Raw genomic sequence first — 20,531 nt, forward strand, 5'->3', positions numbered from 1 at the left:
CTATTCCGGCTCGAGGCCAAGCAGGCGCGCCGGGTTGTGAGCGGTCATGGTGCGGATTTCCTCGGGCGTGAATTCATAATCCAGCAAGGTCGTGATCAGTGTTCGCATCCCCTGAACCGGGGTCGAGGCCGCGCGAATGCCGTAATCCGTTGCCAACACGAAATGTTCCGGGCCGACTTCACGGATATCGGCCATCCACTGCGACGCGGTCGGGCGTTTGCGTGGCATGTCGCCGCTGCGATCCATGTATTCCTTTTCGACGTAGTAATGTGTGCGCGGGGCATGCGGATAGAGCCAGTCCACGAGGCACCCTTCAAGAAACACACCGCGCCGCGCGGCGTCCTTTTGCTGTTCTACGCTCAGTTGCTGGCGGGCGGGATGAGCGATCAGAACCTTCTGGATGCCGAACTCTTCAGCCAGGTCCAGCAGCCTGAGAACCTCTGGGCCGGAGACATGGCCGGTATTGAGGTAAACATCGGGATGGGCGGCGATCATCTCCAGAATTTCGGCCAGATCGTCTGAAATCGGTCCATCGACCGGAATCCTGACTGAACGTGGTATTTCTTCTGCGGCAAATTTCGGAAATGCATCCTTCAGTGGAACGAGTTCGCCATCGATGATCGTCGATTCCCTGCTTGCGGAGAATTCGGTGCAGTGCGAACCGAAGCTGATGAAACAGCAGCCTTGTTCCATGTAGAGCGCCGTTCTGACCGAGCGTGGATTCAGCCCGCCATGGCAGGAATTCATCAGGTACCCACCAAAAGTCCGAATGCCGGGAACATGGCGGTTCACCATCCACGCCGTGCCGGACGCCCAGCCGAACACGTCGTAATAGACGATGGAACGCATGCCCGCATCGCGTGCTTCAACCGCCACTTCGAATGGGTCCTGATGCCCGGGGTTCGAGCGCAGGACAGGCCCGGCATGGACATGGCTGTCAATGGCACCCACGAGCAATTCGGAGGGCAGATCCATCGACCGGTCATAGAAGTTCTCGTGTATCATCGGACCACAGTTTCCTTTCGTTGTCATGGGGTTGGTCGTGTTTTCCCGGCGGCGCGATCCTGCGCGAGCCAGCAAGTTGCAAAGTGATCCTGCCCTACCGACGTTCTGGGAGGGTCGGTGACACAGCGTTCATGCGCGAATGGACAGCGCGCCCTCATGGGGCACTCCCCGGGGCGCACGTTTCCCAGCACAAGTTCTCCGTGAAGGGCCACAGGGTCACGCTCCAGTGGATGGATGCGGGGGGACGCGTCCAGCAAGGCCTGCGTATACGGGTGCGCCGGTGACGTCAGGACGCGCTCGGCGGGGCCCTCTTCGACGATACTGCCCAGGTACATCACGATCACGCGTTCGCACATGTAACGTACAACCGCTATGTCATGGCTGATGAAGAGAAAGGCTGTGCCTGTTTCTTCACGTAGCTGTTTGAGCGTGCGAAGCACCTGGGCCTGAACCGATACATCCAGCGCCGAGGTCGGTTCGTCCAGCACCACCACCTTGGGTTCACAAGCGAGCGCCCGCATGATGGCTACCCGTTGGCGTTCGCCACCCGATAGCTGGCGGGGGAAGCGGTCCAACATAGACGGATCCAGGCCGACCAGCCGTGCAAGCTTTTCGATCCGCGCCGCTTCTTCACGACGCGGCACAACGGCAAAATTTCGCAGTGGCTGCGTCACGAACTGTCGAACGCTCATACGCGGGTTCAGGCAGGTTTCCGGTCGTTGGAACACGATCTGGGTGTTCTTGCGAAACCGGCGCAGATCACGACCATTGAGATTGGTCAGATTGCGGTGTCCGATCAGGATCTCTCCCGTTTCGGGGCGGTCCAATCCGACAAGGCAACGCGCCAACGTGCTTTTGCCGCAGCCGCTTTCGCCGATGAGGCCCACTGTCTCACCGGCAGAGATATCCAAGCTCACGTCACGCGCGCCAACACTGATCGCCTCGGGGTCGTCGGGATTGTTGAACAAGCGCGAAACCTGCCGAACGGAGAGCACAGGGTCCATATTCATTTGCTCACCTCGTCGTAGAGAACACACTGCACGCTTTGATCGCCTCGCCGTATCGAGGGTGGTCGGGCGGTGTTGCAGATCGGCTGGGCCTGTGGACAGCGATGCGAGAACCGGCAACGCGCCGCCCGTGCCGGGCCGCCCCAGACGCTGCCTTTGAGCGGCACCAGTTCATGGGGATTGTCGACGTCCGGGACTGCCGCGATCAGTCCTTGCGTGTAGGGATGAAGGGGGTTTTTGAACAGCAGTGACCGTTTGCCTGTCTCGACGAGCTGACCCGCATGCATGATCGAGATACGGTCGCAATAAACCGATACAAGGGACAGGTTGTGCGCGATCAGCACCAGCGCCATGCCACGTTCGCGGCACATGCCGGTGAGAAACCGCAGCAACTCCCCCTCTGTGGTTACGTCGAGCGCGGTCGTCGGTTCGTCGGCAATGAGCAGGCGCGGCTTCGTGGCGAGCGCGCATGCCATGGCCACGCGCTGCGCCTGGCCCCCGCTGATCTGATGAGGGTATTTTCGGCCGTGGTCGTGGTAGCTCAACCCGACGACGCGGAACAGTTCCTCGACCTCGGCGCGGCGGTCCCTGCCTCGTCCGGCCTTCCCCAGTGCGCGCTCGACCTGACGAGCCACCATCATATAGGGGTTCAGCGCGCCTTTGGCATTCTGGAACAGAAGCGATGCGCCGCGCGACAGCGATCCGCGCAGCCCCTTCTGGTCGCGTGCAGGAAGCGGGGTGGACCCGATGGAAACACTGCCGGCCACGACATCCAGCCCCCGCGCCGCCAAGCCAACGGAAGACATCATCGAGATGGATTTTCCCGATCCGCTTTCGCCAACCAGCCCGTAGACCTCGCCGGGATGCACGCGGAGTGACAGTCCATCGACGATCCGCCGGCGTTCGCCGCCGCGGGTGCTGTCGATGCACAAACCGTCTATGGTGAGCATCGGTTCGGCCATGGTCATCCCTCCGCCCGGCTTGGGTCGAGCCGGCCTTCCAGACAGTCACCCAGCAGATTCAGACTGAAGATCGCGGCAACCAAGACGAGACCGGGGCAGACGCTCATCCACCACGCACCCTGCACAAGGTAGTTCGTACCTTCTGCCACCATCACGCCGAGATCTGGCGTCGGAGGGCGAATCCCGATTCCGAGAAAGGACAGCACCGCGACATTGCCGACCGCAGCTGCAAGGTTCAGGCTTGCGTGCACGATGATCGGCCCGAGCGTGTTGGGCATGAGATGGCGGAACAGGATAGAGGTCTCACTAGCCCCCGAACACCGTGCCGCGTCGATGTACTCCAGGGTCTTTTTGCGCAGCGCTTCGCCGCGAATGACCCGGGCATAGGTTGGGATGTTGATCAGAACCGTAACGACGACGATGGAGAACACGCCGGGGCCCAGCACCAGAACCAGAACCATCGCGACAAGCAAGAGTGGAAAGGACTGCACGATATCGACAAACCGCATGAAGATCTCATCCGCGAGCCCACCGACATAACCGCAGACCAGCCCGACGAAGGAGCCGATCAGGATGGCCCCCGCGACGCCAGTCGCCGCCACGGTGAAATCGATCCGCAGTGACGTGATCGTGCGCGAGAAGACATCGCGACCGAAATGATCAGTGCCTAACCAGTGCTCGGCCGAAGGCGGCTGAAGCGTATCCGGCGTCGTCAGCACCGGATCATGGGTGACCAGTGCCGGGCCGAAGATCGACAGCAGCACCAGGATGGCCAGCACGACACTGCCAATCAGACCGAGCATGTCGCCACCGAACACGCCGCGATAGAGCCGCGTCCACATCGAGCGCCGCGGCGCGGAACCTGCCGCGCGGGCCATGTTGCGTCCCGCCACCATGTCAGTGCTGAATTCGGGGGTCGATAAGGACATAAGCGAGATCCACAAGTAGATTGGTCAGCGCCACGCAGGACGCGATGAGCAGAATACAGGTCGAAACGGGGGCCATGTCGCTGGTCGTGATCGCCGTCACGACGTAGCGCCCCAGCCCCGGCCAGGCGAAAACGGTCTCCACGATGGCCGCCCCGGCCAGAACATTGCCCACGATGAATCCGAAGGTCGTGACGATAGGTACCATCGCCCCGCGTAGCGCGTCGCCCAGAACAAGCCGCCACCAACTCAGGCCCAGGGCACGTCCGAAGGTGACGTAGTCTTCACCTAGTGCCTCGCTCATGGCCGAGCGGGTGATGCGCGCGATGGGTGAAACGACACCGAGGCCGAGGACGAAGGCGGGCAGCATCAACTGATGAAACGCGGTCCGGGCCACGTCCCAGTCGCCGGCTAGCATCGCGTCGATAGTCAGAAAACCGGTGACACTCGGCGGAGCAATGAGCATGGGCGAGAGCCGCCCGACCGGGGTCGGCACCAGGCGCCACTGGAAATACAGGTAGAAGATCAGGACGACGCCGAGCCAGAAGGCGGGGATGGACTGCGCCAGCAGGTTGAGGATGCGCATGATCGTGTCAGCCAGGCGGCCATAGGTGACCGCGCTGACGATTCCCATCGGCAATCCCACCAGCAGGCCGAACAGGATGCCGGCGAGGGCCAGTTCAAGCGTCGCGGGGATACGGATAGCCAGATCGGCGGCCACCGTGTTTCCGGTGCCGAAGGAAACGCCGAAGTCCCCGCGGAACACAGATCCCAGATAGCGTGCGTATTGAACGATCAGCGGTTGGTCGAGGCCCATCTGGGCGCGGATCTCGGCGCGCAGCTCGTCCGTAACATCCGGGTACTTGCTTGTCACCGGATCGGAGGGCAGCAAATAAGCCATGGAAAAGGCGATTGCGCTGACACCGATCAGGACAAGCAAGCTGATAAGAAGGCGACGCAGGACATAGCGCGCCAGCGGAGGTATCGACATGTCTGGCTATTCTTCGTGAGGGAAGGATGGGAGCGGTGTGACGAGCAGCGCCAGGCTGATGCAGATCATTCGCACGGGCGGAGCCAGGAGAAAGCGATCGTTCCCCAAGGGAACTTGTTGACGTTGCAAATATTGTTCGACACCGACATCGACCAGTTCACCTGATAGAGCGGCGCCGCGAGTCGTTCTCCCACGAGGATATCGAGGACGCCGTCCTGAAGCTTCATGTATGCGGCTTCGTTCTCCTGCGGGATCAGAAGGGCCTCTACCACCGCTTGGTCGAGCGCTGCATCGGAGAACTGGATATGGTTCGTCGCGCTGTCGCTGCGATACATCCAGTAGGCCCAGTACATGAAGTCGTTCCACCAGGGTCCCATCGAATGGATTGATACGTCGAGATCACGCTTGCCCCAGGCGATGTCGTCAAACGCGTTCTGGGTCAGGGGTTTGATTTCCATGTCGATATCGATGCTGCGCAGCGCATCCTGGATAATGACCGCAGCGGCCATATGTGTCGAGTTTTGTACGACAGGAACCTCGAAGGAGGGGACATCATCGCCGTAGCTGCTTTGCGCGACAAGTTCTTTTGCCATTTGTTGATCTTGCGTGAAGAGCGGGTCCGGTTCGTAACCGGGTGTGCTGACCCCGACGAGGTTCTGTACCGGTGTACAAAAACCGCGACAGACCTCGGTGACAAGGCGCTCGTAAGGGATGGCACGGATTACGGCTTCGCGGATTCTGGGGTCGTCAAAGGGCGGGTATTCAGGGTCCCAACGCATGACGGCTACATCCTGTTGGGAGGGAACGGAGAACACTGTAGCGTTCGACGAGTTCCGCAACACCGAGTATTCATTCGGTGTGAGGCTTGCAAAACTCGCCTCGCCGCTTTCCATGAGCAACATTCTTGTTTGCGGATCGGGCACCACGCGGAACATCACTTCGGAATAATAGGGTTTGGCTTCTCCCCAGTAGTTCTTGTTGGCAACGGCAGTCAGGTACTGACCCGACTGACGGTCGCCCAACATGTATGGGCCGGAACCCATGGCGTTGTTCTTGATCCAGTCAACACACCAGATATCTTGCTCGGAGCGAGCGGCCTCGCAGGCGGCCTTGGACATGATGGTCAGCGACATGGACGCGAAATTGCGTAATGAGTATCGCCCAAGGCCGTCAGGATAGGTGATTTTGAGTGTTTGCGGGTCGACGATTTCCATCTGCGAGATGTCATAGATCCCGCCCGTTTCGATCTGGGTTGTGCCCCAGCCCATTCGCCCGACAAGCGCGCGTTCGATCGACCAATAGACATCTTCGGCGGTTACGGGGGAGCCGTCCCAGAACTTGGCCGTCGGGTTGAGATGGAAGGTCAGTTCAGTATTGTCGTCCGAAATGTCCCAGCTTTCGGCCAGGCGCGGCACAATGCTCGTCTGATCGGCAACACCGGTTTCGGGGTCGATGGCGTAGGTGACAAGCGTGTCAAACAGTTCCATCGCAAGTTGGCCAACGAAGGCCGAGGTATTTTGCGGATCGAGCGTAGCGGGGTATTCGTGATGCAGATAGATCAGACGCGGTCCGGTGCCGACTTGATCGGCAGCCAGTTCTGAAGATGCGAAGACCTGAGCTGATGCGCCACCATTGATCAGAGCGACTGCGCCCGAGACAAGAAGGATTCTAAGATACGTTGTCGTCTGGTGATATCTCATGTCATTCCCTGTGCTTTGCGAAGCGTCTGCATCAGCCATTTGGCCCGCGCCTCTGTCATGCACTTAGTGTTGCGGGCGGACCTGATGTGCACCAGTTCCCTTTCGGTACAATCGATGATCCCTTGAGATCAGAAATGCGTTCTGATGGCATCTATCGTTACCTGACAGGGGAGGTCCAAGCGCTCGACAAGGCGATGTGGCATTAACTTTGGATTATGGCCAGTTGCAGCGTGATGTGGGACGTGGCGGACGACTGACGCCCGCCTTTGCAACCACCACCATTTCCTACCCGATGTGATCGCTTATGCTGTTTGGCTGTATTTCCGCTTTCGACACTACAAGAAATTTCAGGAAGCAATCCTGAAATTGCTCTTCCGCCCAAGCTGCAAACTCGAGGCAACGTTTGGTCAAAGAAAGTGAAGTCTCTTCCTGGAAACTTCCTGCTTCGATTGTCAGAACTGTTTGCGCTGGATGGCCATAGGTGGGGGCGCCGTCAGAGACCGCTCCGAACATTTGGCCGGCGTACCCCCGGGCTAAAATTATTGCGTGGGCAACATGTCAAGTTACGGTGTTCCGGTTCCGGGCTATCCCATTCTTGCGGCTCGGCGTCCCGAGTTTGCGTAACCCTCGAACGGAGAATGCCGTGGGAGAGACCACCAAGCCAGTCAACTCACCCCGCGATCATCAGGTCTGAACACTGGCCCGAATTTCCGTGACCACATCTCAGCGCGGCTGCGTTGCCAATAAACGAGGGTATTCTGTTCCGGCAATGCGATTGTCGATGACTGGGAGGGCGGGGTAAATGCACTAGCCGCTGGACGAGCGGCCATGTAGATGACAGCCATGGCGAGATAGCCAAGCTCAAATGTCGCGACTGTAGAGGTAGCTTGCCGCGCGATGTATCCTGATCCAGTCACGGCCAGCGATATCGCGTATAATTTTCTGCCACTCCGAATCTGCCATTGGTGCCATCGTCAATTCGGTGTGCGGCCAATCGGTAGCAAACAGGCAGCGCTCAGGTGCCGTCTGAAGCAGCATAGTCGCTATCGCAAGCGCATCTTGATGAGGTGGCGGAAGCGCGGATATTCTGTACGGGGCAGAGAGTTTGACATACGCGCGATGATTGGCCACCAGCCGGGTCAGGCTCTGCATAGCGCTGGCAGCAAGCCCTTTAGGCGGGAAGCCCATGTGATCAATTACGAGTTGAGGCGCGTCCGGTTGATCCAGCAAGTCTTCGATTTCAGGTTGTGCTGCGTTTACTTGGATTTGCAAATGCCAGCCGTTGTCCTTCATCCAGCTCCACCAAGCTCGTGTTTGCTCAAGTTTAAGCCCGCCCGGATTGATCAGGTTGCAGCGGACACCGCACACACCTGATCTGTCTAACGCGGCTAGATCCTGCAGACTGCTTTGGGGTGAAGGGACAGCAACGCCGACGCAACGATCATTCAACTCATCCAGCGCATCAAGAAGACATGAGTTGTCAAAGCCGTAAACACTGGGCTGAACGATGACCGCTCTGTTGATGTTCAATACATCCAAATGATTGACCAGATTATCGACCGTCGCAAGTGGAGGGTCGTAGTTGCGGTCGGGGTTCAGAGGATACTTGTTTGGGTTGCCGATCACATGCACATGGCAATCCCATATGGCAGTCTTATTCATCGTGTTCGTCCTGCGTGACGGCAGTCAGAAAATCAAAATCACAGCCTAACTCCGCTTGCTGCACCGATGTCGCGAACAATCGGGCATAGCCGCGCGACGGTATGGCCGGAGCAACCCAGTCCGCGCGCCTGCGGTCGAGTTCTTCTTTGTCTACCAGCAGATCAAGTGTCCGCGCTTCGACATCCAGGCGGATGCGGTCACCGTCCCTGACCAGTGCAAGTGGTCCCCCGAGGGCGGCCTCAGGAGCAGCGTGCAGCACCACCGCACCATAAGCCGTGCCGGACATTCGGGCGTCCGATATCCGCACCATATCACGCACCCCGGATCTCGCCAGCTTGCGTGGGATGGGAATTGATCCGGCCTCCGGCATTCCCGGTGCGCCGACCGGGCCGGCGTTGCGCAATACGAGTACATGATCAGGCGTCACGTCCAGATCAGGATGGTCGATCCGGGCGTTCAGATCATCAAGACCGTCGAAAACAAGCGCCGGCCCTTCGTGCTGTCTCAGTTCCGGTGACATGGCGGCCTGCTTGATAATCGCCCGGCCGGGCACCAGGCTGCCATGTAAAACGGCGATTGCGCTACCACCTGTCACTGGTTGATCAAAATCGCGGATAACGTCTGGATCGCGCCAGTCGGGCCAATTTGCCAGCACGTCCGCCCAGCTTTGTCCGTCCGCCGCTGTAACGGCCGTGTCGATCAGGCCAGGCTTGGCAAGTTCACGCAGCAGCGCGGGAAAGCCGCCCGCAGCGTGGAAATCCTGCATGTACAGCCGTCCCACCGGTTTGAGATCCGCAAGTATGGGCGTGTGATTGCCCAAGCGATCCAGGTCTTCGAGATCAAGCCGGATACCGGCACGGCCGACGATCGCGGCCAGGTGAATCGCGACATTGGTTGACCCGCCGAGTGCCTGAAGCGCCACGCACGCGTTTCGGACGCTTTCCGGGGTCACTATTTCCTGTGGTTTCGGGCCTCCAAGCCGGGCCATTTCCACGGCACGGCGACCGCTGGCCTCTGCATGACGGAGCCGCTCTGAATGGACGGCGGGAATGCTGGCACCGCCGGGCAGCATGAAGCCAAGCATCTCGGCCAGACACGCCATGGTGCTCGCGGTTCCCATGACCATGCAGGTTCCGTGTGACGCCATCAGCTGTGATTGTGCCGCCTGCAGCTCGTTTTCCGAGATTGTTCCCGCGCGATATTCACCCCAAAGTCGCCTGCAATCCGTACAGGCACCGAGCCGCTGGCCCTTGTGGCTGCCGGTCAGCATCGGTCCTACCGTGACGGACAGGGTGGGCACGTTCGCACTGATAGCCCCCATCAGTTGTGCAGGAATTGTCTTGTCGCATCCGCCAATCAGAACCGCGGCATCCAAGGGCAGCGCTTTCAGCATCTCCTCGGTGTCCATCGACATCAGGTTGCGCAGAAACATGGATGTCGGATGCGCGAAGCTTTCGTGTACCGATATGGTCGGAAACACCATCGGGATACCACCCGCCATGGACACCCCGCGCGAGATAGCCTCCACCAGTTGCGGCGCTGTCGCGTGGCATGGGTTGAAGTCTGACCCGGTGTCGCAGATCGCAATCACGGGCCGGTCCAGCGCTTCGGGTCCATAACCCCGCGCAACCAGAAAGCAGTTACGCAGAAACTGTGCAAAATCATTGTCGCCATAGGCCGTCAGGCGGCGGGCGAAGCCTCTCGTGGTGTTGTCGCTCACGTTCAGGCCGCTTCCCGCGTCAGGCTGTCGACCAACGCACGCGCTGTAGACGTGTTCATCTGCACGAGAGGAGGGCGAACCTGCGCCCAGTTCGACCGCTGATAGCGCGCCGCAAGAACCGCCTTTATGCCGGGGATCAACGATCCGGCGGTCACGATACTGCGCTGCCGGGTGGCTTCGCTTTGCAATGCGGTTGCGTCCTTGCCCGATCTGAGCGCGTTGATCAGTCGGCTTATGCCGCTCGCGTTGATGTTGGCGGTAGCAGAAATGCATCCAGCCGCGCCCAGGGGGATCGCATCGCTCAGATGGGCCTCGCTTGCCGGGAACACGGAAAAGCCCGGAAATGCCTCGATCACGGATCGCGTATGGGCCCAATCACCCGAGCTGTCTTTCAGGCCAACAACCGTTGCCGGGAAGTCTCGCAGTAGCCGCTCGATGAGTTCGAGCGACCATCCGACACCGGCCATTTGCGGAATGTGGTACAGATAGATCCGCAAACCGTCATCGGCGACCCCTTCGACGACGCGCGCGACGTAATCGTACAGCCCTTCGTCGGAGACGCCCTTGTAGAAGAATGGCGGAAGCAGAAGAACGCCTGCGCACCGCGCTTGCGTGGCATGGCGGCTCATCTCGATGGCATCTCCAAGCGCGCAAGCCCCTGTGCCGGGCATCAGCTTCGCGGCCGGGATGCCGCCTTCAAGCAAGGAATCCACGACCAGGCGACGCTCCGACAGCGTCAGGCTGTTGGCTTCGCTCGTGGTTCCGAGCGGGGCAAGACCCGTCGCCCCGTCGTCCAGCAGTGCCTGACAGTGGGCCACAAGGGCTTCGGTATCAACACTCAGATCAGAACGAAACGGTGTGGCCGCAGGGGGCCATAGACCTGAACATCGCATGGCAGTCTTCCTCCCTTTCTTGATGTCAGATTGTCCCGTGCGCCATATGTTGTCAACAATAATAGCGTTAAATCTTGACTAAGGTGCCGTATTGCCACTTTCTGTCGACAAAACAAAAGGAGTTCATCCAATGCCGCCTTTACGGATCGCTGTCGTCGGAGCCGGATGGGTCACGGAACATCACCTTGCGGCCTATCGCGAACTTGGCGATAGCGTCGTGGTCGAAGCGATCGCCGATCCTGATCCCATCACCTGTTCCAAAAGAGCAAGGCGATGGGGCATTCCCCGTTGTTTCTCATCAGATGCCGAGATGTTGTCAGTGATGGATCTTGATGCTGTTGATGTCGCCAACCCGCGCCAGCATCATGCCGCTTCGGTTCGCCTGGCGGCTGATCACGGCTTGCCAGTACTGTGTCAAAAACCTTTGGCCCCAACCTGGTCCGAGGCGCGCGACTTGGTCGACAATCTGCCTGCGGGCGCTCGATTGATGGTGCACGAAAACTGGCGTTACCGGCCGCATTACGGTGTCATCCGGGACTGGGTCCAACAGGGTCGGATCGGAAAGCTGCGGCAGGTGCTGTTGCTCGCGCGAACATCGGGCATGATACCGGACGGATCCGGTTTGCTGCCAGCACTTCAGAGGCAGCCTATGCTGGCAGGTCTTGATCGAATGCTTTTGATGGAGGTGCTGATCCACCACATCGATGCATTGCGGTCAGTCATAGGTGAAATGGAGTTCCTCGCGGCAGTGGTTGGCCGTGATGCCGAAGTCCTGAAGGGCGAAGATCGCGCGACGTTGCTTTTCAAGTCAGGGCAGGCTGCCGTTACCCTTCTGGGCGATTTCATGACCTGGGGCGCGCCGACGGCGCTACTTGATGATCTCAGTCTTCAAGGCACGCAAGGCGCGATCAGGCTGTCGGGCGATCAGCTGGAACTGAGGACGGGGCGGGATACGACCGAACGCCACTCGATCGATCTCGCCGCCGATTACAAGGCGTCCTATCGCGATACCATTGCAAGGTTTGTCCGGGCAGTCCGGGACACGGATGACGCGTTCTTTCATGCGCAGGTCGAAGACAATCTCAGGTCTCTTGAACTGATCGAACGCGCCTACGCTTTGTCGGAGTTTCATTCTCCTCCGCATCCAGCCGGATAAGATATTGCTGCTTGCTGGGGCGAAGATGTTGCACGCAAAGCTCGGACAGGGACCAGGAATCCGTTCCGCTCAGCAGACCGATCATCGCGCGATGCTCGGCCTTCGCCGGCAAGGCGCTCGAAATTGCTCATGGTCGCCGCCCGGATGATATAGGTCATGTCCATGGCCTGTTTCAGCATGTCCCACGAGATAGGGGTTCCTGCACAACGCGAAGAAGCCGACGTGGAACGCGTCATTGGTCGCGTGGATATCCGGCAGGGAGCGGCTTGCAATCGCGGCCTCGTAATCTTCTTGCAGGGCTTGAATATTGGCGATGTCACGGGGACTCGCCGGAAGAGAGATCTTCAGGGCAGCCTGTCGGGTCAGCAATTCACGCAGGTCGTAAAGCTGCCGCACTTCTTCGGCTGAATACGCCCGCACATGAGCACCCTTGTTGCGCTCGCGCGTGACAATGCCCGACCGTTCCAGGATCATCAGTGCCGAACGCACATGGTGGCGCGATGCCGCCTTGTCCCGGGCAATCGTTTCTTCGCGGAGCCGCTCGCCGGGGCCAAGCCGCCCGAAAATGATATCTTGCTCGATTGCGCGGGCGACCGCTTCTTCTTCGTTCACTGAATCCTTGTTCATACTCGCCTTCCCTGTGCGCTTATCTTGTAGATGTTGGAGTACGCCTGGCGCAAGCGGTGGCCGTTGCTTCGCAAGATCCTCGGGGTCGCGCGGACCTGTTCGTCATAAACAGGCCCGCGCATTGACGGTCAGAAATCAATGCGAACCAACCCCACCCCTTGCCGCGGGAGTGTGGACGAGACGCTCAACGAGCCATTGTCGCAGTGCTGCGTCGACTCGGCAATGCAGGGAAGCTCCGACGCCTGTTCAAGTTCCGCGATCTGTTCAGCCGCCGGGTCTTGGGGGCTGCCCATCGACTGCCAGGCGCCGAAAGAATTACCGTGACTTGCGTCCATTCTGAACTCTTTCACCGAAAGATTGCCATCCGGAAGCCCGTCGAGGTCCAGCACAATATCTGCCGTTCCGGCGTCGTCAACGACGTTGTCGTCGTGATAGTTCCAGATCAGAACGCTGATGCCCGTCTCGTCGCGTGTTGCCACGCAGTTGATGTCAGGGGCGCGGCGAACACCCTGATCCAGTATCTGCTGCAGCGGAAGCGCCGCGTCGCTGTCCGTTGCGACCCAGTCCCCACCCAGCATGCCAAGCATACGGAAGGCGTTCAGGACCGGCTTGCCGACGCCATTGGTGGCAAGATCGCGGAAGCCGTCGAACCAGGGCTGACCGTCGAATATGAACGCCCATGTCACCGCGCCTTCGATATGAATGCCCGCATCGCGTGACAACTCGTAGGTCCGTATCATGTTCTCGACGATGTAAGATCCGTAGAGTGGTCCGTTTCGATAGGCATTTTGCGGATGCACGCGCGCGGAGCAGGCGGCACAGCCTTCCGGATCGGATTCACCGATAATGACGGGCAACGATTTCAGCGAAGGATATTCGGCGATGATGTCCAGATTGCCCTTGATATCCAGCAAATGCTTCGCCAGCCCCATCCTGACCTCGCCGTCCTTCAGTTTCGGCTGGCCTTTGGCGTGGAAGGCAACAAAATCAATGGGAAGCTCGTTCTCCACGACATAGTCGAGCACACCGCGCAAGAATTTCTGTGCTTTGGGGTTTTCATGCGCGCCACAGGTGTGAGGGCCGCCAACGCGCGCTTCGGGAAGCACCGACTTGACCGCTTTGACCGTGGCGTCGAACATCGCGCAGTATTCCGGAATCGTCCCTTTCCAATAGTGCCCGTCGGGTTCATTCCAACATTCCCACGGCCAGGCAGAGACTGTTTCGCCACCATATCGATCGACCAGGTGCTGCGCCCAAGCCGCGACAAGGTCGTACCACTTGTTCAGGTCATTCGGTGGGGACGCCCAGCCTGTCATGATCGTCGAATAAGTGTCTTCCAGCGACCAGCTATGTCTGTATGGGCCGGGGTCGTCCGACAGCGCCTCGGGTGTAAAGGCCACCTGCACGAACGGTGTGGTTCCCGTTTCCACATAGGCATCGAATATGCGGTCCATCACGGTCCAGTCATAAACCGGATTGCCGTGTTCGTCTTCGGTGTAGGCGTTGGTCGAACCCCACTTCAAAGCTGCGGTGCCATCGCCGGACGTCAGCAAGTTGTGGGTTCGGATATGTGGCGAGCTATCCGATGCCGCAGCGAGCTGCCTTAAAAGCTTAATGCCGTCTTCTGTGTAGGTGTAGTTCGGTTCGTCGTAACCGAACCAGTTCCACATGGGATGATAGGGTCCCGTTCTTTGGTCGGCGTGAACTGTCATACGTACTTGTCCCTTATCGGACATGTCTCATTCCTCCTCCAGCATCGATTGCCGCGATTCCCTTGTCCTTCAGCAGAACTGCGACGGTTCATCGCGAACTTAGATGCGGGGATTAAATTGTCAACAATATACCGGATTGTTAACATGCTTCGAATATTTGTTTATAGAAAAAACAGCTAGTTATAGCTATGCCTCTATAATTTTTGTTGTCTGATTGGTATTTATTGTCAATAAATGCGGGCATTGGGCGTCCTGCAGACACCCTTTCCAGGAGGAAGGTCAGAGCCTCGCATTTTACGAGAGCCGGATCTTAGGGAGGATACATGAAACTTCGAAAGCTCATTGTAGCGACGATAGGGGCCTTTGCCGTTGCCGCGCCCGTTGTCGCGCAGGATTTCATCGCGGGCCTGCCGCGTGAAGAAACACTCATAATTCAAGGACCTGCCGCGCAGAATGCCGATTGGTTCAACCTTTGGGCGCCCGGCGGAGGTGCGAACCCGAACGGAAACCAGCAGTTGTCGGCGGATACCTTGTGGTTCATCAACCCCGAAGGCTCCGGCGACACGGCCTGGCAGAATGCGCTGGCCGCAGCACGACCCGAATATAATGAAGACTTCACGCAGATGACGGTGACGCTGAAGGACGGGATCTTCTGGAGCGATGGTGAGCCGTTCACGGCCGAAGATGTCGTCTACACCGTCGAAACCCAGATCGCACACCCGGGTATGAACTGGTCCGCACCGTTCACCATCAATGTCGATAGCGTGGAAGCCCCCGACGACCACACGGTGGTCTTCAACCTCAAGGCGCCGAATTCGCGGTTCCACACGCTGTTTACCGTGCGCTGGAACGCGGCATGGATCATGCCGGAGCATGTCTTCAGCGCCGTCGAAGACCCGCTTACCTATTCCTTCAATCCGCCCGTTTCACTGTCAGCCTACGAAATGGAAAACTACGACGCCAACGGGCAATGGGCGATCTGGAAGCTGCGAGATGATTGGGAACGTACGTCGATCGGGATGACCCTGGATGAGGCGCCCGATGTAAAGTATGTCGTTTACCGTACCGCCGGAAACCCCGACGCGCGCGTGATCGAACAACTCAACCACAATCTGGACGTGATCAATGACATTGCACCCGAGGGCATGTTCACGATCGCGCGCGACGCCGCCGAGAATACGGCCCAGTGGTTGCCCGGCTTCCCGTTTGCCCACCCCGATCCGACGCTTCCGTCGGTGATCCTCAACAACCAACTGCCCGAGCTTTCGGATCCGAAGGTGCGTTGGGCATTGGCGTTGCTGATCGATATCCGCGCGGTCTCGATGGGATCGTATCGCGGGGCGGCCAATATCGCTGCGCTCGCCGTGCCTCCCACGGGGACTTCAATCCCCGACTACTACGAGCCGATGCAGGAATGGCTCATGAACTACGAGCTGGATACGGGCGAGAGTGTCATCAAACCCTATAATCCGGACATCGCCGACCAGATCGCAAGCCTTGTCACACCGCAATGGGGCGACACGATCCCCGAAGACCCGGACCTGCGCAAGCGCATGTTCGGCTTCGGATGGTGGCAGCAAAACGCGGATGCGGCGGCTGAACTGCTGCGCAGCGCTGGCTTTACCCAAAACGGAAACGGCTGGACGACACCGGACGGCGAACCTTTCGAGATGCGCCTTCAGGTCGAGGGCGACAACATTCCGACGCTCGCGCGGGCAGGGACGATCATTGCGCAACAATGGTCCATGGCGGGTATCCCGACCGAGGTTGTCGTGGCCGGGCCCACCCATTGGCAGCGCATTGATGTAGGCGATTACGACGCGGCCATCGCCTGGACCGTGGAAACCTGGGGTGGTCATCCCGATCTGAGCTTCTTCCTGGAAAGTTACCACTCCGACTTCCTGCGCCCGATTGGCGAAACCCAGCCGCCGCGCAACATGCAGCGGTGGGAACACCCGGAACTGGACCGGATTGTCGAGGCCAACCGAATGGTCGGATTCGACGCGCCTGAAGTGATCGAACTGGGACAGGACCTGCTGAAGCTTGCCGTCGATGAAATGCCGATGATCCCGCTCATGGCATACAACAAGTTCGCTCCCTTCGACACGACTTACTGGACTGGGTTTCCCAGCATCGAGAACCCGTACTCCGCCTCCGGGCCCTTCTGGTCCAACATTCGCTACATGGTCGTAGAGCTTGAAAAGAACGGCAACGACTGAGCCATTGATCATTTCCGATGGGCGCGAGGATTTCATCGCGCCCATCGCGTCTCGGCACTTCAATCAAAGGCGACGCAGTAAATGAGCAGTCTGACAGCCTATATTCTGAAAAGGTTGGCGCAGTTCGTCTTCGTGATCTTCACGGGGGTGACCTTGGCTTTCCTGATAACAAATCTATCACCGGTCGATCCGGTCGAGCAATCCTTGACACAGCTTACCAGTTTCGGGGCAAGCGATCCGCGCGCCGTCGAAATGATGCGCGAGTCCCTGACCGAACTATACGGGCTGCAGGGCAATCTTCTGGAACAGTACCTGAATTTCTGGGGGCGCGTGCTGCACGCTGATTTCGGACCGTCGCTATCGGCCTTCCCGACACCTGTAACGACCCTTATCGCGAATGCCGCCCCGTGGACGATCGGGTTGTTGCTGACCTCGATCCTGATCACCTTCGTTCTTGGAAACCTGATCGGAGCCCTGGCAGGATACTTCCGCAATTCGAAACTGCTCAAGCTACTGGGCATTGCGATCATGACGATCAATCCGGTCCCGCACTATTTCATCGGGCTGATCCTTCTGATCGTTCTGGGCTATGTGTTCCCGATCTTTCCGATCTCGGGCGGCGCACGCATGAACATGGAATCGGGATTGAACTGGGCCTACATTCAGTCGGTCCTCTATCACGGCTTCCTGCCGGCGTTCTCACTCGTTCTTGCGGGTCTTGGCGGCTGGTTCATCGGCATGCGCTCGCTGGTGTCGAACGTGGTGACCGATGACTATGTCATTTACGCCGAACTTGCCGGAGTAAAGAGGCGTAAGATATTCAGCCAGTATGTCGCGCGCAACGCGATGCTGCCGCAACTGACCGGTCTCGCGATGCAACTGGGCCAGATTTTCGGCGGCACCGTTATCGTGGAATTCCTGTTCAACTATCCGGGTATGGGCCGTTTGCTGATCCAGGGCATTTACAGGGGCGATTACAGTCTCGTGCTCGGTGTGACCACGATCTCGATCTTTGCGGTCGCCGTTGCGGTTCTTCTGATCGACATTCTCTATCCGCTCATCGATCCGCGCGTAAAGCTGGGATAATCAACATGTTCAAAGTCATTCGGGACCTTCTGCGCTACAATGTCGAATTCCTCGCCGGGTTCACCCTGACGCTGATGGTCCTCATATTCGCCGCCGCCCATTTCTGGACACCGTATCCGGGATACAACCTGTATCTGCTGCCCCCTGACCTGCCGCCCTCCGGCGAGCATTGGTTCGGGACGACCTCGCGGGGGCAGGATGTGTTGTGGCAACTGTCCGAGGCTGTCTGGAACACCATGGCGTTTGGTCTCACCGTCACCATCCTGAGCCGGCTTATCGCGATTTCGGTGGGCATGGTATCCGGCTATCTCGGTGGACGGGCAGACCGTATCCTGATGTCGATCAACGACACTTTCATCGCCCTGCCCAACATCCCGATCCTGCTGCTTGTATACTTCGTGCTCCGCGAACAGATGACATGGCCGTTGCTGGCCGTTTGCGCCGCGCTTCTGGGCTGGACCTACGACAGCCGGCTGATCCGTTCCGTGTCCATGAGCCTGCGAACACGGGAATTCACCCGCCATGGCGTGTTTTCGGGGATGAGCACCTGGCGCATCCTGGTGCGCGAGCATCTGCCCTATGTTCTGCCGATCATCTTCTTCACGGCGATGAACAACCTCATTTGGGCAATCAGCCTGGAGGTGACCTTGTCCGTGCTCGGCTTCACCGACATCAACCGCCCGACCATCGGGGGCATGATCTACTGGGCAAACCAGCATCAGGCCATCATTTCGGGCATCTGGTGGTGGATCGCGTTTCCCATCCTTGCCATCGTCCTGCTGTTTCTCGGGCTTTTCCTGCTGGCGATGTCCGTGAATGAATATGTCGATCCGCGCAGCCGCCTGGATCGCATGGGAGGTGTCGCATGATGGAAATACGCGAGCATCCGGTCGCACCTGACGACGTTCTGACGGTGGATGACCTCAGGGCTTACTACATGGTAGACGGCTACGGCATTTCTCGGCAGGTGAAGGCCGTTGACGGGGCCACGCTACGCGTCCGGCGGGGCGAGGTTTACGGGCTGGCCGGTGAATCCGGGTCGGGGAAGACAAGCCTCGTGAAGGCGCTTGCCGGCGCGATCCGCCCGCCTCTCCAGATCGTGGGGGGCAGTGTCAACTACAACTTCGGTGGCAAGCACATCGACATCTACGATCCGGCCGTGGACATCAGGTCGCTGCGATGGCGTCACCTGAGCTACATCATGCAAGGGTCGATGTCCGTGCTCAACCCGGTAAGAAAGATACGCCAGTCATTCTATGACTTCGCCTTTCCGCATATGAACATGGGAAAACGCGAATTCTGGGACACAGTCGAGCGGCACCTGACGAAGCTGCAACTCGATCCCGCGATCCTCATGTCGTATCCGCATCAATTGTCGGGCGGGATGCGTCAGCGAACGACGATTGCGCTCGCCACCGTCTGTCATCCGGAATTCATCATTGCGGACGAACCGACAACGGCCCTTGATGTCATCGTGCAGCGCGACGTGCTGCGCATGATCAAGGAGGTTCAGCTTCAACAGGGATCGTCCATCATCTTCGTGACCCATGACATGTCTGTCCATGCGACCATCGCGGATCGGATCGGCATCGTCTACGGAGGGCGGCTGGTGGAAGAAGCCCCATCGCTGGAACTGTTCCGGGCGCCAAAGCATCCCTACACGACGCATTTGATATCCAGCCTTCCCCGGATCGGGGATGACCGCCCGCGCGACAGCTTGCCGGGTCGGCCGCCGAATCTTGCGAACCCGCCAAGCGGTTGCCCGTTTCACCCGCGTTGCCCCCTGGCCGTGGACAAATGCAAGACCGATGCACCACCGCTCGAAGGGAACCACGGTGAAAGTCGCGTTGCCTGCTGGAGGGCCGGGGAGGCCGAAATCGCATGACTCATGTACTTCAACTCGATGATGTTTCGAAGCAGTTCCGCAGTGGTGGTCTGTTTTCGGCGCGAACCGTGAACGCGGTTAAACATGTCAGCTTCACCCTGGACGATGACATCCCCGAAGTCTTCGCGATCGTCGGTCAGTCCGGCAGCGGGAAATCGACGCTGGCAAACATGATCCTTGGGTCGGAAAAGCCAAGTTCGGGGTCCATCAGCGTGCTTGGCGAAGACATCACGGATCGGCGGTCCGGCCAAGAAAAACAGCGCTTCATGTCACGTGTCCAGCCGATCTTTCAAAACCCGTTCGAGGCCTTCAACCCGTTGACACGCATAGATTCCTATCTGTTCTCGACGGCAAGGAGATTTCGCGGCGCGCGATCTCGGAAGGATGAAGAAGCCCTTTCCGAAGAGTCGCTCCAGCTTGTTGGCCTGTCCATGGACGAGGTGCGGGGCCGCTATTCACATGAATTGTCCGGCGGCCAACTTCAGCGGATCGCTGTGGCACGCGCGTTAATACCGAAACCCGATCTGATCATCGCCGATGAACCCGTGTCCATGGTGGACGCGTCTCTGCGCATGTCGATCGTGAACTTGTTTCGAGAGCTGCGCGACCAGCTGGGTGTATCGATCATTTATATCACGCATGATCTTGCCACGGCATACTACATATCGGATCGGCTCATCATTATGAAATCCGGCGAGATTGTCGAGTCAGGGTTGGCGAAAGAGGTGTTGGATAACCCCCAACATCCATATTCACGAGCCCTCAAAGAGGCCGTGTTGCCACCAGACCCGGAACGTGCCCACGAGGTAATCCGTCTTGGATAACATCACTGTCAGTCCATTGCAGAGTGATGCCATACCTCGGTGGAAACCGACGATCATGGTTGGTGATTTCACGTAACCTTTGGCCGTTATTCCGCGAGCAAAGCGCCTGGCGAATGGAAACCCAGCATCGTTCGCTCCCGTATTCGAAGCGGGAGC

Annotated in this window: 17 protein-coding genes; 6 read left to right on the top strand and 11 right to left on the bottom strand. The window is 58.8% G+C overall.

What is annotated here, in order from left to right:
• From FPZ52_RS12550 to FPZ52_RS12590, 9 genes are all read right to left on the bottom strand, one after another.
• Positions 1-1,005 (bottom strand): DUF6282 family protein, encoded by a 1,005-nt coding sequence (locus FPZ52_RS12550; RefSeq protein WP_146365947.1) that lies wholly within the window; start codon positions 1,003-1,005, stop codon positions 1-3.
• Positions 1,006-1,028: 23 nt separating this feature from the next.
• The gene (locus tag FPZ52_RS12555; RefSeq protein WP_146365948.1) at positions 1,029-2,015 is read right to left on the bottom strand and encodes an ABC transporter ATP-binding protein; all 987 of its coding nucleotides are present in this window, start codon (positions 2,013-2,015) and stop codon (positions 1,029-1,031) included.
• Positions 2,012-2,974, bottom strand: a complete 963-nt coding sequence (locus tag FPZ52_RS12560; protein ID WP_168201349.1) for an ABC transporter ATP-binding protein — start codon at positions 2,972-2,974, stop codon at positions 2,012-2,014. Before FPZ52_RS12560 ends, FPZ52_RS12555 begins: the two co-directional genes overlap by 4 nt.
• Positions 2,975-2,976: 2 nt before the next feature.
• The gene (locus FPZ52_RS12565; RefSeq protein ID WP_240804439.1) at positions 2,977-3,903 is read right to left on the bottom strand and encodes an ABC transporter permease; all 927 of its coding nucleotides are present in this window, start codon (positions 3,901-3,903) and stop codon (positions 2,977-2,979) included.
• On the bottom strand, positions 3,872-4,891 hold the full coding sequence (locus FPZ52_RS12570; protein ID WP_146365950.1) for an ABC transporter permease: 1,020 nt from the start codon (positions 4,889-4,891) through the stop codon (positions 3,872-3,874). The genes FPZ52_RS12565 and FPZ52_RS12570 overlap by 32 nt, the downstream gene beginning before the upstream one ends.
• A gap of 65 nt (positions 4,892-4,956) precedes the next feature.
• The gene (locus tag FPZ52_RS12575) at positions 4,957-6,591 is read right to left on the bottom strand and encodes an ABC transporter substrate-binding protein (RefSeq protein WP_168201350.1); all 1,635 of its coding nucleotides are present in this window, start codon (positions 6,589-6,591) and stop codon (positions 4,957-4,959) included.
• 861 nt (positions 6,592-7,452) lie between these two features.
• Positions 7,453-8,253: an amidohydrolase family protein gene (locus tag FPZ52_RS12580; protein ID WP_146365952.1), complete on the bottom strand. Its 801-nt coding sequence runs from the start codon at positions 8,251-8,253 to the stop codon at positions 7,453-7,455.
• Positions 8,246-9,973, bottom strand: coding sequence for a dihydroxy-acid dehydratase (locus FPZ52_RS12585; RefSeq protein WP_146365953.1), 1,728 nt, complete (start codon positions 9,971-9,973; stop codon positions 8,246-8,248). The genes FPZ52_RS12580 and FPZ52_RS12585 overlap by 8 nt, the downstream gene beginning before the upstream one ends.
• Before the next feature lie 2 nt (positions 9,974-9,975).
• Positions 9,976-10,866 (bottom strand): dihydrodipicolinate synthase family protein, encoded by an 891-nt coding sequence (locus FPZ52_RS12590; RefSeq protein ID WP_146365954.1) that lies wholly within the window; start codon positions 10,864-10,866, stop codon positions 9,976-9,978.
• 130 nt (positions 10,867-10,996) lie between these two features.
• Between FPZ52_RS12590 and FPZ52_RS12595 the strand changes: the two genes are divergently transcribed.
• A complete protein-coding gene (locus FPZ52_RS12595; RefSeq protein WP_146365955.1) occupies positions 10,997-12,022 on the top strand; it encodes a Gfo/Idh/MocA family protein in 1,026 nt (341 codons plus the stop codon).
• Positions 12,023-12,103: 81 nt separating this feature from the next.
• Here FPZ52_RS12595 and FPZ52_RS12600 read toward each other — a convergent pair whose 3' ends face one another.
• Positions 12,104-12,649 carry a GntR family transcriptional regulator gene (locus FPZ52_RS12600; RefSeq protein ID WP_240804440.1) on the bottom strand — a complete coding sequence of 182 codons (546 nt, stop codon included), beginning with the start codon at positions 12,647-12,649 and terminating at the stop codon, positions 12,104-12,106.
• A 128-nt stretch (positions 12,650-12,777) separates the two neighbouring features.
• The gene (locus FPZ52_RS12605) at positions 12,778-14,385 is read right to left on the bottom strand and encodes a GH39 family glycosyl hydrolase (protein WP_146365956.1); all 1,608 of its coding nucleotides are present in this window, start codon (positions 14,383-14,385) and stop codon (positions 12,778-12,780) included.
• Between the two features lie 299 nt (positions 14,386-14,684).
• On the opposite strand from FPZ52_RS12605, the gene FPZ52_RS12610 reads away from it, so the two are divergent.
• From FPZ52_RS12610 to FPZ52_RS12630, 5 genes are all read left to right on the top strand, one after another.
• Positions 14,685-16,580 carry an ABC transporter substrate-binding protein gene (locus tag FPZ52_RS12610; RefSeq protein WP_146365957.1) on the top strand — a complete coding sequence of 632 codons (1,896 nt, stop codon included), beginning with the start codon at positions 14,685-14,687 and terminating at the stop codon, positions 16,578-16,580.
• 81 nt (positions 16,581-16,661) lie between these two features.
• Complete coding sequence (locus tag FPZ52_RS12615; RefSeq protein WP_146365958.1) at positions 16,662-17,666, top strand: ABC transporter permease; 1,005 nt, start codon at positions 16,662-16,664, stop codon at positions 17,664-17,666.
• Positions 17,667-17,671: 5 nt separating this feature from the next.
• Positions 17,672-18,535, top strand: a complete 864-nt coding sequence (locus FPZ52_RS12620; protein ID WP_146365959.1) for an ABC transporter permease — start codon at positions 17,672-17,674, stop codon at positions 18,533-18,535.
• Positions 18,532-19,551 carry an ABC transporter ATP-binding protein gene (locus tag FPZ52_RS12625; protein WP_420851713.1) on the top strand — a complete coding sequence of 340 codons (1,020 nt, stop codon included), beginning with the start codon at positions 18,532-18,534 and terminating at the stop codon, positions 19,549-19,551. Before FPZ52_RS12620 ends, FPZ52_RS12625 begins: the two co-directional genes overlap by 4 nt.
• Positions 19,548-20,375 carry an ABC transporter ATP-binding protein gene (locus FPZ52_RS12630; protein WP_146365960.1) on the top strand — a complete coding sequence of 276 codons (828 nt, stop codon included), beginning with the start codon at positions 19,548-19,550 and terminating at the stop codon, positions 20,373-20,375. The genes FPZ52_RS12625 and FPZ52_RS12630 overlap by 4 nt, the downstream gene beginning before the upstream one ends.
• Positions 20,376-20,531 lie beyond the last annotated feature (156 nt).

Origin of the sequence: Qingshengfaniella alkalisoli (assembly GCF_007855645.1) — a bacterium.
Lineage (GTDB): Bacteria > Pseudomonadota > Alphaproteobacteria > Rhodobacterales > Rhodobacteraceae > Qingshengfaniella > Qingshengfaniella alkalisoli.

What these genes read in the sequence shown, in the direction of transcription:
- FPZ52_RS12550 (WP_146365947.1), bottom strand. Translation starts at nt 1,005, where the DNA reads ATGATACACGAGAACTTCTATGACCGGTCGATGGATCTGCCCTCCGAA.
- FPZ52_RS12555 (WP_146365948.1), bottom strand. Translation starts at nt 2,015, where the DNA reads ATGAATATGGACCCTGTGCTCTCCGTTCGGCAGGTTTCGCGCTTGTTC.
- FPZ52_RS12560 (WP_168201349.1), bottom strand. Translation starts at nt 2,974, where the DNA reads ATGGCCGAACCGATGCTCACCATAGACGGTTTGTGCATCGACAGCACC.
- FPZ52_RS12565 (WP_240804439.1), bottom strand. Translation starts at nt 3,903, where the DNA reads ATGTCCTTATCGACCCCCGAATTCAGCACTGACATGGTGGCGGGACGC.
- FPZ52_RS12570 (WP_146365950.1), bottom strand. Translation starts at nt 4,891, where the DNA reads ATGTCGATACCTCCGCTGGCGCGCTATGTCCTGCGTCGCCTTCTTATC.
- FPZ52_RS12575 (WP_168201350.1), bottom strand. Translation starts at nt 6,591, where the DNA reads ATGAGATATCACCAGACGACAACGTATCTTAGAATCCTTCTTGTCTCG.
- FPZ52_RS12580 (WP_146365952.1), bottom strand. Translation starts at nt 8,253, where the DNA reads ATGAATAAGACTGCCATATGGGATTGCCATGTGCATGTGATCGGCAAC.
- FPZ52_RS12590 (WP_146365954.1), bottom strand. Translation starts at nt 10,866, where the DNA reads ATGCGATGTTCAGGTCTATGGCCCCCTGCGGCCACACCGTTTCGTTCT.
- FPZ52_RS12595 (WP_146365955.1), top strand. Translation starts at nt 10,997, where the DNA reads ATGCCGCCTTTACGGATCGCTGTCGTCGGAGCCGGATGGGTCACGGAA.
- FPZ52_RS12600 (WP_240804440.1), bottom strand. Translation starts at nt 12,649, where the DNA reads ATGAACAAGGATTCAGTGAACGAAGAAGAAGCGGTCGCCCGCGCAATC.
- FPZ52_RS12605 (WP_146365956.1), bottom strand. Translation starts at nt 14,385, where the DNA reads ATGTCCGATAAGGGACAAGTACGTATGACAGTTCACGCCGACCAAAGA.
- FPZ52_RS12610 (WP_146365957.1), top strand. Translation starts at nt 14,685, where the DNA reads ATGAAACTTCGAAAGCTCATTGTAGCGACGATAGGGGCCTTTGCCGTT.
- FPZ52_RS12615 (WP_146365958.1), top strand. Translation starts at nt 16,662, where the DNA reads ATGAGCAGTCTGACAGCCTATATTCTGAAAAGGTTGGCGCAGTTCGTC.
- FPZ52_RS12620 (WP_146365959.1), top strand. Translation starts at nt 17,672, where the DNA reads ATGTTCAAAGTCATTCGGGACCTTCTGCGCTACAATGTCGAATTCCTC.
- FPZ52_RS12625 (WP_420851713.1), top strand. Translation starts at nt 18,532, where the DNA reads ATGATGGAAATACGCGAGCATCCGGTCGCACCTGACGACGTTCTGACG.
- FPZ52_RS12630 (WP_146365960.1), top strand. Translation starts at nt 19,548, where the DNA reads ATGACTCATGTACTTCAACTCGATGATGTTTCGAAGCAGTTCCGCAGT.